This window comes from Prosthecodimorpha hirschii (genome assembly GCF_001305515.1).
GTDB classification, from domain to species: domain Bacteria; phylum Pseudomonadota; class Alphaproteobacteria; order Rhizobiales; family Ancalomicrobiaceae; genus Prosthecodimorpha; species Prosthecodimorpha hirschii.
The window spans coordinates 824,001-838,858 of sequence record NZ_LJYW01000001.1; the positions used below are offsets into that span (position 1 = coordinate 824,001).

A 14,858-nucleotide genomic window follows, 5' to 3' on the forward strand; every position below is an offset into this window, starting at 1 on the left:
CCTCCGGATAGGCCTAACGCGCGGCCTCCGCAAGGATCGCCATGACGCGGGCATGGACCGCCTCGCGCTGGGCTTCCGGCAGGGCGGAGCCGGCCAGGAACACCGCGATGGCGAACTTCGCGCCGCCGGGCAGCGTGACGATGCCGATATCGTTGGTCGCCGCGTTGAGGCCGAGCACGTCCGGACCGGTGCCGGTCTTGTGCGCCAGCCGGGCGCCGGCCGGCAGGCCCGCCTTCAGGCGCTGTGCGCCGGTCGGGCTTTCGGCCATGGCGCGGATCATGACCGCGGTCATGTCCGCCGACAGCATGGCGCCGCGGTCCAGCTTGGCCAGGAAGGCGACAGCCGCCTTCGGGGTCGCGGTGTCGCGCTCGTCGGTCGACAGATAGGTCTGCAGCGCCGCCGCCTTGCGCTCCTCCGGCACGGCCGCCACGGCGTTCTTCCACTCCGCCGGGTCGATCGTCACCCCGGGGGCATAGGGCGGCAGGCCGGCCAGTTCGGGCTGCAGCTCGCGCTCGTAGCGGTCGACGCGCAGGCCGGCGATGTCGCTTTCCATCAGCGCGGCGGTGACCGCGGCCGGCCCGCCGATCAGGCGCATCAGCACGTCGGCGGCGGTGTTGTCGCTGAGCGAGACGGCGCCGCGCACCAGCTCGCGCACCGCGACGCTCTTGCGGTCGCCGGCCATGTCCTTGGCGATCGGGCTCCAGCCCATGGCGACGTCGCGCCTGGTGATGGTGACGGTCTGGTCGAGGCCGAGCTTCTTGCGGTCGACCTGGCGCAGCACCGCAACCCCGAGCGGGGCCTTGAACACGCTCTGCATCGGGAAGCGCTCGTCGCCGGCGAGATACCAGTCCTGCCCGCTCTTCAGATCGAGGATGCCGACGCCGAGCCGGCCGCCGCCGACATCGGCCGCGACCTCGCCGACCTTGCGCTCGACCAGGCTCGCGTCGAACTCGGCGCGCGCCGGAACGGCGATCAGGAACAGGATGGCGGCGGCGAGAAATCGCATGGACGGCCTCAAATCTGTGGAGCGGCCGTCACGCTATCCCGTCAGGGCGGGCGGAAATGTGACGCCCCCCACCCCGGTCACCCGGTCCGCTCCGCCACCCGGCCCGCCCCGGCCGTGCGACCGTGGGCGCCCGGCCACCTGGCCCAGCCAGACCTGGGACTGCGGGCGCCCGGTCACACCGCGACGGCGGCGGCGATATGCGGGTGCGGATCGTAGCCCTCGAGCCGGAAATCCTCGAAGCGGAAATCGCTCATCGACCGGACGTCCGGGTTGATGTGCATGACCGGCAGCGGCCGGACATCCCGGGTCAATTGCAGGCGCGCCTGGTCGAGATGGTTCAGGTAGAGATGGGCGTCGCCGAGGGTATGGACGAATTCGCCGGGCTTGAGGCCGGTCACCTGCGCCATCATCAGGGTCAGGAGCGCATAGCTGGCGATGTTGAACGGCACGCCGAGGAAGACATCGGCCGAGCGCTGCATCATCTGGCAGGAGAGCCGGCCGTCGGCGACGTAGAACTGGAACATCAGGTGGCAGGGCGGCAGCTTCATGCGCGGCAGGTCTGCCGGGTTCCAGGCGGTCACGATCAGCCGGCGCGAATCGGGGTTGCGCCGGATTTCCGCCTCGACCCAGGCGATCTGGTCGATCGTGCCGCCGTCCGCGGTCGGCCAGGACCGCCACTGGTGGCCGTAGACCGGGCCGAGATTGCCGTCGGCGTCGGCCCATTCGTCCCAGATGGTCACCCCGTGCCGGTTCAGCCAGCCGATATTGGTGTCGCCGCGCAGGAACCAGATCAGTTCGTAGAGGATCGACTTCAGATGCAGCTTCTTGGTCGTCAGCAGCGGAAAGCCCGCGGCCAGATCGAAGCGCATCTGATGGCCGAAGACCGACAGGGTCCCGGTCCCGGTCCGGTCGTGCTTGGTCGCGCCGGTCTCCAGGATGCGCCGCATCAGGTCGTGGTATTGCTGCATGGTCGGTCCCGCCTCGCCGCTCCGGATAGCAGGCCGGAGCGCGTCATCGGGCCAGGCCCGATTCTTCAAGGCAGGATATCCCCAGATTTGCGCGGCGCCGGATCACTTATCGAGGCGCCGCACCGGATCCCATATCGTCGTCGATCGGGTCACAGGTCGAAGCGATAGGACAGCACCGCCCGGACCGACTGCGTCGTCACGTCCATCTGGGTCCGGCTTCTGGCCGTGAAGACGTAGCAATTGCAATTGCCGCTGCTGGTCTTGCCGGTGGCCGTCAGCCCGCCGAGGTCGGTGTAGCGATATTCGAGCTTGAGCGAGACGCGGTCGGTCAGCATCTGCTCGAAGCCGACGCCCACGGTCGGTCCCGACAGGGTCGCCGAAGCCCGGCCGCGCACGCCGCCGCTCCAAAGATAGAACAGGCTGGTGTCGCCGGCCCCGAACCGGCCGTCGAGCTTCGCAGTGGCCACGGAGTAGCCGCCGAGCGCATAGAGCAGGCTGGTATCCGTCACCAGCACGCCGCCGCGGACATAGGCGGTCATCCCGTTGCCGACATGGCCCGATCCCTGGAAGGCGGAGCCGTTGGGGAAGGGAATCCCCGGCACCGACTTGTCGACCGAGACCTTGCCGCCGGCACCGTTCGAAAGATCGACATTGGCGCCGAGACCGAGCACGAAGCGGTCGATCTGGACATCGTAACCGATGTCGAGCGTCGCGAAGACCGAGCGTCCGTCGGTCGACCCGGACGACCCGTAGCGGTTGGTCTGGCACGGGCCGGGACCCGCACAATCCCAATAGAAATCGAGCACGGAGCGATTGGACATCGACAGCTTCGTGCTGGCGATGCCGGCACCCGCACCGAGATGCAGTCCGGTCCAGCGCGCCATCGGGGTCGGAGCGGGGATCGGCGCCGGCGCCGGCAGCGGCACGGACAGATCGGCGGCGGAGACCGCCGCGGGAGCCAGAACGGTGCCGAGCAGCAGGATTGCGATGGTCGATTTCACGTCCGAGTCTCCCCCGCCGCTCTCAAGGCGGCGAGGTCACCGTGCAGCTTGTATGCAACGATCGCAAGAGCCCCGGCGACCGCGGCCGTCGATCCCGCCGGCCTGTTGCAAGACGGCATCTAATTGCCACAACATGACATTTCGCCAACGGCCGGATCCGGTCGGCCGCCGGACGGGCGATCGTCAGGCTGCCGCCAGCGCCTCGGTCTCGAAGCTCTGGCGGATGTGATTGGCCAGCGCTTCCACGGCCGCGCCGGAGGCCAGCGGCGAGGTGCGGATCTGGATCTCGTAATAGCCGGGCGCCGGCAGAAGACGGTCGTCGATCGCGACCAGATCGCCGTCGAGCACGCTCTTGGGCAGCGGCGCCACGGCCAGATCGGCGAGCACGGCGGCGACCTGGCCGACATAGTGGGCGCTCGAATAGGCGATCCGATACGGGATGCCGGCGCGGTCGAGCTTTTCGGTCGCCATGGCGCGCCAGCAGCAGGTGCGTCCCGAGGCGGCGATCGGCAGCGGTCGGCGGGTGTGGACCTGGCCATGACGCAGCCCGGCCCAGACCAGCCGTTCGCGGTGGATGATGTCGCCGGTATTCGGCACGCCGCAGGTCGCCCCGACGCTCATCAGGCCGACATCGATCTCGCCCTCGTCGACGAGGTCGACCAGCTCGGACGACGGCTTGCAGGTCACGTCGACCTGGACCAGGGGGTGGGTCGCGGCGAAACGCGCCAGGATGCGCGGCAGGAAGCCGGTCGCATAGTCGTCCGGCGTGCCGAGGCGGACCACCCCCTCGGTCGACTGGCAGCGGAAGCGCGCCAGCGCCTCGTCGTTCAGCTGCAGCATGCGCCGCGCGAAGCCGAGCAGTTCCTCGCCGTCGCCGGTCAGCGCGACGCCGCGTCCGTCCTTGGCGAAGATCGGCTTGCCGACGATGTCCTCCAGCTTCTTCATCTGCATGGAGACGGCCGAGGGCGTGCGGAACACGGCGCGCGCCGCGCGGTTGAAGCTGCCCGTCGACACGATCGCCAGCAGCGTGCGCAGAAGGTCGATTTCGAGCACCGGGCCGGGGGCGAAATCCCGCTCGCCGCCGAGCCGCTCAGCGATTGCCATATCGTCCACCAGGGCCATGTCCGCCTCCTCGCGTCGATCAATTTCACTGAAGCAATCCATTACTCCTTTTCGTTTGATTGATCAATCAGGGTGCTGCATGGTCTCCCCATCGGCCGACGCAACCTGTTCGAGGGTGCTCCGGCCGCCCCTGCCGAACCATCGTTTGAAACCGCGAGACGGCCGAAACAGCCGTTTCGCGTCAAGGAGGACTTTGTCATGCGTGACGCCGCCTACATGATCGCTTCCCAGCGGGACGGGTTCGCCCCCTCCCTGATCGGCCGGCTCCTGTCCGGCCTCGCGGCCCTGGCCGCACGGGCGATGACCTATCGCCGCCGCCGCAGGGCGCTGGCCGAGATCGAGCAGCTCGACGACTACCTGCTGTCCGATATCGGCCTGCATCGCGACGATCTCGACGAGGCGATCCGCAACCGGTCCTGGCCGGTGGCCCGCCGCCGGGAGGAGCGCTGGCATTGAGCGGGTCGCCACACTCCCTCGCGCCGCGGGTGGCGCCGCCCCATGCGCCGCCCGCGACGCCGACGATCCGGAATGGCCCGGCCTCGCCGGACCGAACGGCAAAATTGCCGAAACGTCATTCTCACGTTACAGCCCAGGTTTAGCCGGTTCCCATCGCGTTGAAAGCGCAGAGTGGGGGCATCCGATGCGGCATTTTCTTGCAGCAGCCATTGCATTGTCGATCACGGCTCCGGCCGCGGCCGGCGAACTTCCGAACGGGGTTGCCTCCGGCGACGTGACCGCCAACAGCGCGGTCATTTGGGCGCGCGCGGCCGTCTCCGGGCGGATGAAATTCGAAATCGCCACCGGCAAGAACTTCAAGTCCTATATCGGGACCGCCATCAACGTGTCCGACACGGCCGTGCCGCACAAGTTCCACGCCACCGGCCTCCTCCCGGACCGCATCTACGAGTATCGGGCCACCGACGCCGCCGGCAACCGCAGCGCCGGCCGCTTCCGCACCCTGCCGCAGACCTGCGCCACGTCCGACGTGCGCTTCGGCGTCAGCGGCGACTGGCGCGGCGAGATCGCCCCCTATCCGTCGATCCGCAACGTGCCGGATCGCGGCCTGCAGTTCTTCGTCGAACTCGGCGATACCATCTATGCCGAACGCTATTCCGGCCCCGAAACCGGCATCGTGGCGTCGACGCTCGCCGACTATCGCGCCCGCCACACCGAGGTGCTGACCGCCCGCTACGGGATGAACACCTGGAAGGATCTGCGCGCCACGACGCCGGTCTTCGCCATGATCGACGATCACGAGGTGGTCAACGATTTCGCCGGCGGCGCGGCCCCGGGCACGGATCCGACCCGGTTCGATCAGACCGGCAATTTCATCAACGAAACCAACCGCTACAAGGCGGGCATGCGGGCCTTCTCGGACTTCATGCCGATCGTCGACCAGACCTGGTCCTCGGCGGATCCGCGCTTCAACGGCAAGCCGAAGCTCTACCGGTCGCGCATTCTCGGCAAGACCGCGATGTTCGCCATGGTCGATGCCCGCTCGTTCCGCGACACCGAATTGCCGGGCGTGACCGACCTGACCAACACGACCGAGATCACCAACTTCCTGGTCGCAAGCGCCACGCAGGCGCGCACCCTGCTCGGCGGCGACCAGTTGGCCCAGCTGAAGGCCGACCTGCTCGACGCCAAGGCGCGCGGCATCCAGTGGAAGTTCGTGATGCTGCCCGAACCGGTCCAGAATCTCGGCGTGCTCGCCGCCTCCGACCGCTACGAGGGCTATGCCCGGGAGCGCAACGACCTGCTCAAGTTCATCGCCGACAACGCGATCGACAACGTGGTCTTCGTCACCGCCGACCTGCACGGCACCATGGTCAACAATCTGACCTACGACGTCGGCAATACCCGCCTCGCCTCCAAGGCCTGGGAAATCGTCACCGGCGCGGTCGCCTTCGAGGATCCGTTCGGCCCGACCATCGTCGACCTCGCCAAGCAGGTCGGCCTGATCGACAACAGTCAGTACACCTATTACCTGTCCCTGCCGACGGCGCCGGACGCGGATGCGACCGTCAACGACAAGGACGACTTCGTCGCCTCGGTGATCAATTCCTCCATGTCCGGGCTTTCCTACGATCCGCTCGGGCTCGCCGGCTCCAACGTGCCGGCGAAGCTGACCAAGGGCGGCTACGAGGCGATGCACAGCTACGGCTGGACCGAGTTTGCGATCAACGCCAAGTCCGGCAAGCTGACCGTCACCACCTGGGGCATCGCCCCCTATGGCTACGACGATCTTCAGTCGAACGCCCGCAACCAGATTCTCGCCCGCAAGCCGGCCATCGTCAGCCAGTTCGAGGTCAATGCGGCGGCGGTGCCGGCCGGGAACTGCCGCGGCGCCAACTGACGCCGGTTCGACCGGCGACGGATCGCCGAAAACCGATCCGACGCCGGTCAAACCCTTGACGTTTCAGGACATCCTTCCCGATCGGACGATCCCGTCCGATCGGGAGACGTCGTTCCGGTCGGCGGCGTCGGGCGGCCGGTCCGGGGCAAGTTTGGCCGGCCCTCTTCCCCTCGCGCGCCCGGACCCCTATATTCACGACGTCGTCGCAAGGCGACTATGGCGATAAACGGCCGTTGTAATAAGCCTTTCGGACCCGGGGGCGGTACCCGGCGCCTCCACCCGAACCCGTCCGGCACGATGCCGGGGCGGGTTCCGGCGGGGGCGAACTAGGATCGACGAGGGCCTAAAGAGCGTTCTTTCGCCCGGCATGATACCGCCGTTATCGGGTCAAATTTATAGTTGCCAACGACAACTATGCTCCGGTTGCGGTTGCCGCGTGAGCGGTAACTAATCCGGTACCAAGTCCTGGCGGGTAGCACCGTCAGGCGGGGTTCGGAGGTACCTGGCAACAGAAACCTCCACTTCCCTTTCCAGTCCGCCGACGGCGGGCCGTACCGACCGCGGACCAGAATGACCGAGCCGACCCAGGATTTGATCCGCTACGACGTCCTGGTGCAGGAGGCCCTGCGCGGCGTGGTCCGGAAGGTACTGCAGGAAGTCGTCAAGACCGGCCTGCCCGGCCAGCATCATTTCTATATCTCCTTCGATACGCGCCATCCCGGCGTGCGCCTGTCGACGCGCATGCGCCAGCGCTATCCCGAGGAGATGACCATCGTCCTGCAGCATCAGTTCTGGGATCTGGTCGTCACCGACCATGCGGTCGAGGTCGGCCTGTCCTTCGGCGGCATTCCCGAACGGCTGCTGGTGCCGTTCACGGCCGTGAAGGGTTTCTTCGATCCGTCCGTGCAGTTCGGTCTGCAGTTCGAGGTGCGCGACGAATCCGAGGCGGAAGACGACGACGACGAGGTCGTCGCCGAGGATGTCGAGACCGCTCCGGACGCGGCGGCCAAGCCGGCCGGCCCGCGCATCGTGCCGACCGAGCCGTCCCGCATTCCGGAGATCAAGCCCGAGCCGAAGCCTGCGGCCGCCGCGGCACCCGAATCGCCGCCGTCGGACCGCAAGACCGAGGAGCCGCCGCCGTCGGCGACGGTCATCTCGATGGACAGCTTCCGCAAGAAGACCTGAGCGCGGCGCGGGCACCCGGCCGGTCCCGCGGACCCGTTGCGCCTGCGGGTTCCCTGTCCGGAGGTCCGGTCCGGCCCGATCGCCCTCCCCCGGCGCGCCGATCGGGGCCCCGCTCGTGCGGCCCCGCCAGCCCCCGCCGCTCGTCGCATGCGCCGACGTCGCCGATCGCATCGCCCGAAGCCGGCGCGACTCCTCATCATCCATGCGTTAACGGAGTACCGTCATACCCGGAACGGGGACGGAACGGGTTGCCGTTTGCCGAGGTCCGTGTCAGAAAGGTTATTGTCAGGTTCAAGGGACGGAGATCCGGGCAATGGGCGAAATCGTCAGCCTCGGCAAGGCGCGCAAGGCGAAAGCCCTGGCCGAACGGCGCGAAACCGCGGCGGAAAACCGGGTTCGCTTCGGCCGCACCAAGGCGGAACGGACCGCCCAGTCGGCCGAGACGGACCGGACCGAGCGCCGGCTCGAAGGCCATCGGCGGGAGGGAGACGAATCGTGATGGAGCAGCGTGCGTTGAAGACCCGGGTCCTGCCGCCTGAGGCCTCGCCCGCCCCGGGCATGGACAAGCGTTCGCTGACCATTGCCGGCCACCGGACCAGCCTCGCCCTGGAGGCGGAATTCTGGGACGGGCTCGAAGAGATCGCCGCGCAACGCAGCCTGACCTTGCCGCGCCTGATCGCCGAGATCGACCGCACTCGCACGGCCACCAATCTCGCCTCCGCCGTGCGGCTCGCCGTCCTCGACCACTACCGCACCCGCGCCGGCCGCACCGACCTGGTCGCCTGAGTTCGCATCGCCCGCCCCGGCCGACCGATCGTCCGGAGCGTCGCGCCTCGGCCTCCGGGTCGTGTCGACGGCGTGGTCCCTGGCCTGCGGGCGGGCCGAACGGGCCGAAGCCGCGGTCCGCCCATAAGCGGACCCGCCGGACCGCCGCCCGTCGCGGGCCGGCGCCCCACTCCTGTCGGCAGGTCGGCCGACAGCCGATCGTGCCGGTGCCCTCCCGAACGCCGCGGCAAGCGCAAACAGTCTGACCGAAATTGCCGCCACGGTTGGGCGGGTTCAGCCCATCGAGCCGCGACCGGACAATGAACGGCCCCCGCGACGGCGTGGCGGCGCGGGGGGCGTTCGAGCATCACGCCGGCCAGGCCACGGCGGATCGGCCATGCCACCGCCTGGATCGCCTCGGGCGCATCGGCCCGGCCACCCGGACCGGCCTCGACGACCGGACCGGGTCCCGGGGGGCAGCGATCACTCGCCCAGTTCGCCCATATGCTTCTGCGCATAGAGGGCGACGCCGATCGACTTGATCAGGTCGCGCTGCGTCTCCAGGAAGTCGATATGGCCTTCCTCGTCGGTCATCAGGGCGATGAACAGGTCGCGCGACGGGTAGTCCCTCACGGTCTCGCAGTAGGACGCCGCCTCCTGGTAGAGCGCGCGCGCCTCGATCTCGGCGGCGAGATCGGACAGGATGACCTCTTCGATCGTCTCCCCGATGCGCAGCGGATCGAGCAGCTGCAGGTTCGGATGGCCCTCCAGGAACAGGATGCGCTCGATGAACCGGTCGGCGTGGTTCATCTCCTCGATCGATTCCTTGCGCCAGAACTTGGCGAGGTCCTTGTAGCCCCAATTGTCGAGCACGCGATAATGCAGCCAGTACTGGCTGACCGCGGTCAATTCGCTGCGCAGGCCGCGATTGAGATACTCGATGACTTTCTGATCACCTTTCATGGGCAACTCCACAGCGTTTGCAGGAACTCGGGAAACGGTACATGGGCTCTTCCGCAGCGACGGCAAGCCCCCGATCCGGCCGCTTTGCCGGATGCGAGAGACCGCCCCGTTCGCGCCATGCGATACGACCGGGATCGGCTTCGGCGATCGAATCCCGCGCGCGTCCTTGCGCCAGGCTCAAGCCGCCCGACCGGCCGCCGGACGGTCCGGGTCCATCGACCCGATCCGGCACCGACAGCGGGCGATCGGACGGCCCGCCGACCCCGTGTCGCCGCCGCCGTCTCACGGGCCGCGACCGACTGCGTCGGCGACGCGGACCGTCGGCCGCCAGCCCGAGCGCATCTAATCACGGTTGACCGAAGCGATTAAGGGGCACGCGGACGAGAACTGGTCCAATTCACAATCAATCGCCCGATATTCCATTTTCATCAAATATGTAGCGCCCGCGTTGCGGACGAAAGACACCGGCAGGGACGAGCCGGATCCGGCCGCACCGCCGGCCTGCGACCTGCCATCCGGCGCGCGCAAGCCAAGCCGAACGGTGTTCGGCACCCAGGATGCGAGGGGAAGCGCGAGGAAAAAGCGGCGGCCGGCCACCGGCCGCACGGGTCGGCACGCCCGTATCGTGGGCCGGACAGCGGTCTCACCGGCCGGGCCCGGTCTTCCGGCGGCTATTCGGCCGCGACCGCGTAGACGTCGTCGAACCGATAGGTCTCGTCGCGCCCTTCGATCCTTTGAGCCTCCTGCACGTCCTGCAGGGCTTCGATCATCGCGCCGGCCGGGCAGACCGCGCAGCCGACCTGGCAGGCCGCGCCGTGCTCGACCAGCATGCGCTGGATCGTCGGCAGGCAGCGGCCGCATTCCGGGCGGCAATTCATGCACTTGTAGACCTGTCCGGCGGTGCGCGGCCGCGGTGTCCGCTCGATGGCCAGCACATCGCGGATCTGTCGGTCGTTGATAACGTTGCAGTGACAGACGATCATGACAACCGACAATCCAGAAGCCTGATCTTCAGGTAAAGGAGGCTCCGGTTCCGGTCAATAGGTAGTCTGACGCGCCGCGTTACATCGGAATTATAGTCATTCTAAGGTAGTGGCGACCGGCAGCGGATCGGTTCCGCGGGATCGACATCCGGAATCAGGCGCGAGACCGCATCGGCCTCGGCCGAGAGCAAAGCTGCCGTCAGCGCGCGGGAGGTCGGACCGGTCAGAGGCCGCATCTCGGGCCGGTACTCCGGGCAGTTCTCCGGGGCAGTTCTCCGGAGCGGTACTCCGGGCCGCCGGAGCGGTACTCCGGGCCGCCGGAGCGGCATTCCGGGCCGGCGGCCCGATCCCGCTTCCGCCGGCGCCCGGCTGCTCATGCGACCGAACGCGCCGCATCGCCGGCCTGTTCTCGCCAGGCCGAGCGGCGACGGTCGCTTGCGAACGGGGCGTGCGGGGCGCGGGCTACGGACGGCCGATCGGCATGGGGGGCACCGGTGGCGGACCGGGCGAGAAGAGATCGAGCGGCGCGCGGTCGGCATTGATCGACGGCGCCGGCCTGGTTCCCGGCGCCGGTCCGATCTGGATCGGCGGCGGCAGCGGCGCGAGGCCGGGGGGCTGCCCGCCGGCATTGGACCCACCGCCCTGCGTCGACGAGCGCCGCCGCTCCTCCTCGGTCCGACGGGCGGCTTCGGCAGCTGCTGCGGCCGCTGCAGCCGCGGCATCGGCCTTGCGCTTCTCCTCGAGGCGTCGGGCCGCCTCGGCGGCGTCGCGCGCGCGCCGCTCCTCGTCGAGGCGGCGCTTCTCCTCGTCGGCCCGGCGCTGTTCGGCCTCGCGGGCCTCGCGCGCCTCGCGCTCGATGCGCAGCTTCTCTTCGCGCAGCCGTTTCGCCTCGCGGGCGAAGCGCTCGCGCTCCATGATGTCCTGCTGCAGGACCTCGACGCGGCTGACCTCGCGTTCGAAGGCCCTGAGGGTCAGGAAGGCGTTGAGCGGGGCCACGTCGAGGCTGCGTACCGGGGCATTGAGCGGACCGCGGAACAGCACCCCGACCTGCGGATCGGCGCCCGTCACGGCATTGCGCCCGGCATCGGCCTTGATGGTCCAGTCGGCTTCGAGCGTCCAGCGGCCGAGATCGAGCGAGGCCGTGCCGCTGGTGCGCACCGGTCCGCTCGCCACCGCCACATCGCGCAGCCGCACGATCCCGCCCCCGATCGAGAAGGCGGCATCGACCCGCTCGAACGGCAGTTCACCCGCATCGAGCCGGCTCTGGAACAGGGTGCGGATGCGATCCTCCTTCAATTCCAGTCCGTTGTCCGCCGCCGCGACGACCGCATCGAAGGCCGCCGGGTTCACCGACCGCAAGGTTCCGTTGCGCAGCCCGAAGGCACCGCCGCCCGCCGCGCCGGAGACCAGCGACGCCACCGAGCGGCCGGCGGTCTCGAAGGTCGCCGTCAGGTCCATCTGACCCGAGGCGACGGCGCGGCCGTCGCGTCGCCAGACCAGTTCCCCGAAGGCGGCGCCGTCGATCTTGATGTCGCCCGAAACGGCCACGCCGCCGCCGGCATTGCCGCGCATGCGCATCTGGCCACTGGCCTTGCCGCCGGCGAGCCCGCCGGAAAACGACTCCACCGCGACCTCCCCGGGCCTGAGCCGCAAGCGGAATTCCGGGCGCTCGACCACTCGCTTGTCGGCCATCGCCAGCGCCTCGGCGCTGATCCGCAAATCCGCCGCCAGTCCGGTCACGGACGGCCCCGGCAGCGCCTGTCCCGGCCAGGCCTGCCCGGCATCCGGCAGCGCCTCCAGGCTGCCGGCGCCGAGGCCGAGATCGATCAGATCGGCCAGCCCGATCGTGCCCAGTTCCAGGCGCCCGTCGAGCTTGACCGGCGTGGCCCCGAGATCCGCCGTCGCCTCGCCGCGCAGCGGCCCGGCCCCGAGCCGGCCGTCGATCGCCTTCAGCGTGAGCTTCGGCCAGGTCCCCGAAAGACCGGCCCCGAGATCGACCGGCAGACGGCCGAGCGGCGTGACCGCCGGCTGGCCGAGAACGGTCAGAACCGGCCCGAGATCGGCCGAGACCAGCCGCCCGCGCCCGTCGACGGCGAGACGCCCGTCGTCGCCGGCGATCACCCGCCCGGACAAAGCGAGCCGGCTGCCGAGCGCCTCCAGTTCGGCGGTGCCGTCGAGCCCCGTCGCCGGCACGCCGGCGAGCGTCACGGAGGCCTGCCCGGCCGCCCCTTTCAGCGACAGGGCCGGAATGCCGAGCTGGCGCATCAGCCGCCCGCCGTCGGGTCCGTCGAGCCGGGCGTTGAGATCGATCCGGCCGGCGCGCCATTCCGCGGGGCTGCCGGCGAGCTTGCCGGCCACCGCGAGCCGGCTCGGCCCGGCCGTGCCCGACACGTCGAGCTGCAGGTCGCCCCGCTCGCCATTGGCCTGGCCGGTCAAGGTCAGCCGCGCGTCGAGCGGGGCCAGATGCGGCGCGGCGGCGGCGAAGCGATCGAGCGCCGGCGTATCCGGGAACAGCGAGCGCAGCATGCGCACCAGGCCGTCCAGCGTCGCCGCCTTGACGGTCGCCTGCAGGTTGCCGTCGGGACGGGCCGCGAACCGATCGATCCGCCCGGTCATGTCCAGCGCCGCCCCGGCGGCATCCTGGACCGACAGACGGCTGACCTCGACGCTCTCGCCATCGACCGCGAGCCGGGCGGAGACGCCGCGCGCCGTGACGCCGCCGAGCACGAGCTGGCCGGCATCGAGATCGATCCGGGTGGCGGCCGGCGCCAGACCGGCGGGACTGGCGAACAGCCCCGCCAGCACGCGGATCTGGTCGAGATCGAGCCGGTCCGCGGTGATCCCGGTCTCGACGCGCGGCGCGCTGCCGATGCCGGACACCTGGACATGGCCGCGCACCTGCGCGGCGCCGATGCGCGCCAGCATCTGGTCGGCCCGGAAGCTGTCGGCATCGATCTTCAGGATCGCGTCGACGCTGACGGGGTCGAGCCGGCCCTGCACGCCGCCGCGCCGGAGCCAGGCCGCGAAGGCGTTCGGCTGCTCGGAGGCGACGTAGAGACGGCCGTCGAAGGCGGGCGCGCCGGCCAGCGACAGCCGGCCGGAGGCGGTCACCTGGCTGCGTCCCGGCAGGCGCGCGGTCAGTTCCTCGAGCGAGTAGCCGCCGGGCCGCGGGCGGGCGATCAGCCGCAAGTCCTGCAGGACGCCGCCGCCGACGACCAGGCCGGGTACGTCGAGCGCCAGCCGGCCGGGCATGTCCGGCACGGGCAATCCGGCAATCGTGCCGAGCACGCGCCGCGCGACCCCGTCCAGATCGACCGCCTCGCCGACCCGGCCGGCAAGCGCCCGGTCGAGATCGATCTGTTTGGCGGTCAGGGCGAGGTCGAAATTCGGCGTCAGACCGAGGTCGATCCGGCCGCGGCCGTTCAGCTGGTAGGCCCGGTCGTCCGGCCCGATGGCAAGCGTCAGGGGATCGAGGTCGAGACGGGCCGGATCGACGGCGAACCGGCTTTCCAGGCGCCATGGCGTCGGGCCGGGATCGCCCCGGTCGGTCTTGGCCTCCGGATCGATCCGCTGGACCACGGCCGTGCCGGTCGCGCGCGGCGGTCCGCCGGTCAGCGACAGCGCGGCGTCGACGGTCACGACCACCGGCTCGCCGCCCGGGGTCACCTGGAGTTTCACCGGCACGGCGCGCTCGGCGGTCACCCGCCCCATGGCGAGGCGGAACGCCACGCTCTGCCCCATGGCGACGGCGCCGCCCTCGGCCTTGAGCGGGCCGGCGAGCGCGCTTCCCGAGACGATACCGTTGATCCGCTCCAGCGCGAAGCTGCGCCCTGCCCGCTCGTCGGCGAAATCGATCCGGCCGTCGACGATCTCGGCCATCTCCAGGCTGGCATCGCCGAGATCGCGGCGGGTGCCGGCGACGGGCGCCGGATCGCCGGTCAGCGCCAGCGTGCCGTTGCGCTTCAACGCGACCGAGAGGCTCGGCCGGTCGAGCCGCAGTTCGGAAATATGGAACTCGCCCTTGAGCAGCGGGGTCAGTTCGAGCCGGGCCTCGAATCGGCCGATCTTGCCGGCCGGCCGGTCGACCGAGCCGACCACCACGTCGCCGAGCGACAGCCAGGGGCTCGGCAGGAGACGGGCGTCGATCGATCCGAGCACCGTCACCTTGGCGCCGAAGATGCGCTCCGCCTCGGCCTCGAAACTGGTCCTGAACAGGCCCCAGTCGATGAAAAAAGGTCCGACCAGCGCCGCCACCAGGGCGGTGATGATCGTCAACCCGACGCCGATATAGAGCGAGTTCACCGACTGCCTCCCCGCACGCGCACGCGCCCCGAATCCCGGCGCGCCCGAACCGGGTGACGCGCGCGAAGACGATCCCGTTCAATCTAGGAGGATATGCGGCGCCCGTCAGCCGCCCATGACGGGGCGGACTGCCTCATCGATGGACAAAGGCACCAGCCGCCCTGTCCGGGCGCGACGGTGGCGCGACCGCCATCGACGGCCGCTATT

The 14,858-nt window shown here is 69.8% G+C and carries 12 protein-coding genes and 1 other RNA gene; 6 read left to right on the forward strand and 7 right to left on the reverse strand.

All coding sequences use genetic code 11. The annotated features are described in order from the left end of the window. Positions 1-13: 13 nt before the first annotated feature. The 4 genes from bla to ABB55_RS03525 all read right to left on the reverse strand — a co-directional run bounded on the left by bla (position 14) and on the right by ABB55_RS03525 (position 4,097). The gene (bla, locus tag ABB55_RS03510; protein ID WP_054357572.1) at positions 14-1,006 is read right to left on the reverse strand and encodes a class A beta-lactamase; all 993 of its coding nucleotides are present in this window, start codon (positions 1,004-1,006) and stop codon (positions 14-16) included. 173 nt (positions 1,007-1,179) lie between these two features. Further along, positions 1,180-1,974, reverse strand: a complete 795-nt coding sequence (locus ABB55_RS03515) for a thymidylate synthase (protein ID WP_054357573.1) — start codon at positions 1,972-1,974, stop codon at positions 1,180-1,182. Positions 1,975-2,123: 149 nt separating this feature from the next. Further along, positions 2,124-2,975: an outer membrane protein gene (locus ABB55_RS03520; protein WP_054357574.1), complete on the reverse strand. Its 852-nt coding sequence runs from the start codon at positions 2,973-2,975 to the stop codon at positions 2,124-2,126. 183 nt (positions 2,976-3,158) lie between these two features. Next, positions 3,159-4,097, reverse strand: coding sequence for a LysR substrate-binding domain-containing protein (locus tag ABB55_RS03525; protein WP_244471959.1), 939 nt, complete (start codon positions 4,095-4,097; stop codon positions 3,159-3,161). Between the two features lie 198 nt (positions 4,098-4,295). Here ABB55_RS03525 and ABB55_RS30800 point away from each other — a divergent pair, with 198 nt between their 5' ends. The 6 genes from ABB55_RS30800 (at position 4,296) to ABB55_RS03550 (ending at position 8,424) form a co-directional block, all read left to right on the forward strand. Then, positions 4,296-4,553, forward strand: a complete 258-nt coding sequence (locus ABB55_RS30800; protein ID WP_054357575.1) for a YjiS-like domain-containing protein — start codon at positions 4,296-4,298, stop codon at positions 4,551-4,553. A gap of 184 nt (positions 4,554-4,737) precedes the next feature. After that, positions 4,738-6,453 carry an alkaline phosphatase D family protein gene (locus tag ABB55_RS03535; protein ID WP_083463318.1) on the forward strand — a complete coding sequence of 572 codons (1,716 nt, stop codon included), beginning with the start codon at positions 4,738-4,740 and terminating at the stop codon, positions 6,451-6,453. A 160-nt stretch (positions 6,454-6,613) separates the two neighbouring features. Beyond that, positions 6,614-6,976: a transfer-messenger RNA gene (gene ssrA, locus ABB55_RS28675) on the forward strand. Between the two features lie 47 nt (positions 6,977-7,023). Beyond that, positions 7,024-7,638 carry an SspB family protein gene (locus ABB55_RS03540; RefSeq protein ID WP_054357577.1) on the forward strand — a complete coding sequence of 205 codons (615 nt, stop codon included), beginning with the start codon at positions 7,024-7,026 and terminating at the stop codon, positions 7,636-7,638. Between the two features lie 313 nt (positions 7,639-7,951). Then, positions 7,952-8,137 carry a DUF4169 family protein gene (locus tag ABB55_RS03545; RefSeq protein WP_054357578.1) on the forward strand — a complete coding sequence of 62 codons (186 nt, stop codon included), beginning with the start codon at positions 7,952-7,954 and terminating at the stop codon, positions 8,135-8,137. Then, positions 8,137-8,424 (forward strand): ribbon-helix-helix domain-containing protein, encoded by a 288-nt coding sequence (locus ABB55_RS03550; protein ID WP_054357579.1) that lies wholly within the window; start codon positions 8,137-8,139, stop codon positions 8,422-8,424. The genes ABB55_RS03545 and ABB55_RS03550 overlap by 1 nt, the downstream gene beginning before the upstream one ends. A gap of 462 nt (positions 8,425-8,886) precedes the next feature. On the opposite strand, the gene bfr is transcribed toward ABB55_RS03550, so the two are convergent. From bfr to ABB55_RS03565, 3 genes are all read right to left on the reverse strand, one after another. Then, positions 8,887-9,366: a bacterioferritin gene (bfr, locus tag ABB55_RS03555; protein ID WP_054357580.1), complete on the reverse strand. Its 480-nt coding sequence runs from the start codon at positions 9,364-9,366 to the stop codon at positions 8,887-8,889. A gap of 671 nt (positions 9,367-10,037) precedes the next feature. Then, a complete protein-coding gene (locus ABB55_RS03560; protein ID WP_083463319.1) occupies positions 10,038-10,349 on the reverse strand; it encodes a (2Fe-2S)-binding protein in 312 nt (103 codons plus the stop codon). Positions 10,350-10,811: 462 nt separating this feature from the next. Next, positions 10,812-14,651 (reverse strand): AsmA family protein, encoded by a 3,840-nt coding sequence (locus ABB55_RS03565; protein WP_054357581.1) that lies wholly within the window; start codon positions 14,649-14,651, stop codon positions 10,812-10,814. Positions 14,652-14,858 lie beyond the last annotated feature (207 nt).

Excerpts from the sequence above, each read along its gene's own strand:
- ABB55_RS03540 (WP_054357577.1), top strand. The coding sequence starts at position 7,024 with ATGACCGAGCCGACCCAGGATTTGATCCGCTACGACGTCCTGGTGCAG.
- ABB55_RS03545 (WP_054357578.1), top strand. The coding sequence starts at position 7,952 with ATGGGCGAAATCGTCAGCCTCGGCAAGGCGCGCAAGGCGAAAGCCCTG.
- ABB55_RS03515 (WP_054357573.1), bottom strand. The coding sequence starts at position 1,974 with ATGCAGCAATACCACGACCTGATGCGGCGCATCCTGGAGACCGGCGCG.
- bla (WP_054357572.1), bottom strand. The coding sequence starts at position 1,006 with ATGCGATTTCTCGCCGCCGCCATCCTGTTCCTGATCGCCGTTCCGGCG.
- ABB55_RS30800 (WP_054357575.1), top strand. The coding sequence starts at position 4,296 with ATGCGTGACGCCGCCTACATGATCGCTTCCCAGCGGGACGGGTTCGCC.
- ABB55_RS03535 (WP_083463318.1), top strand. The coding sequence starts at position 4,738 with ATGCGGCATTTTCTTGCAGCAGCCATTGCATTGTCGATCACGGCTCCG.
- bfr (WP_054357580.1), bottom strand. The coding sequence starts at position 9,366 with ATGAAAGGTGATCAGAAAGTCATCGAGTATCTCAATCGCGGCCTGCGC.
- ABB55_RS03525 (WP_244471959.1), bottom strand. The coding sequence starts at position 4,097 with ATGGCCCTGGTGGACGATATGGCAATCGCTGAGCGGCTCGGCGGCGAG.
- ABB55_RS03550 (WP_054357579.1), top strand. The coding sequence starts at position 8,137 with ATGGAGCAGCGTGCGTTGAAGACCCGGGTCCTGCCGCCTGAGGCCTCG.
- ABB55_RS03560 (WP_083463319.1), bottom strand. The coding sequence starts at position 10,349 with ATGATCGTCTGTCACTGCAACGTTATCAACGACCGACAGATCCGCGAT.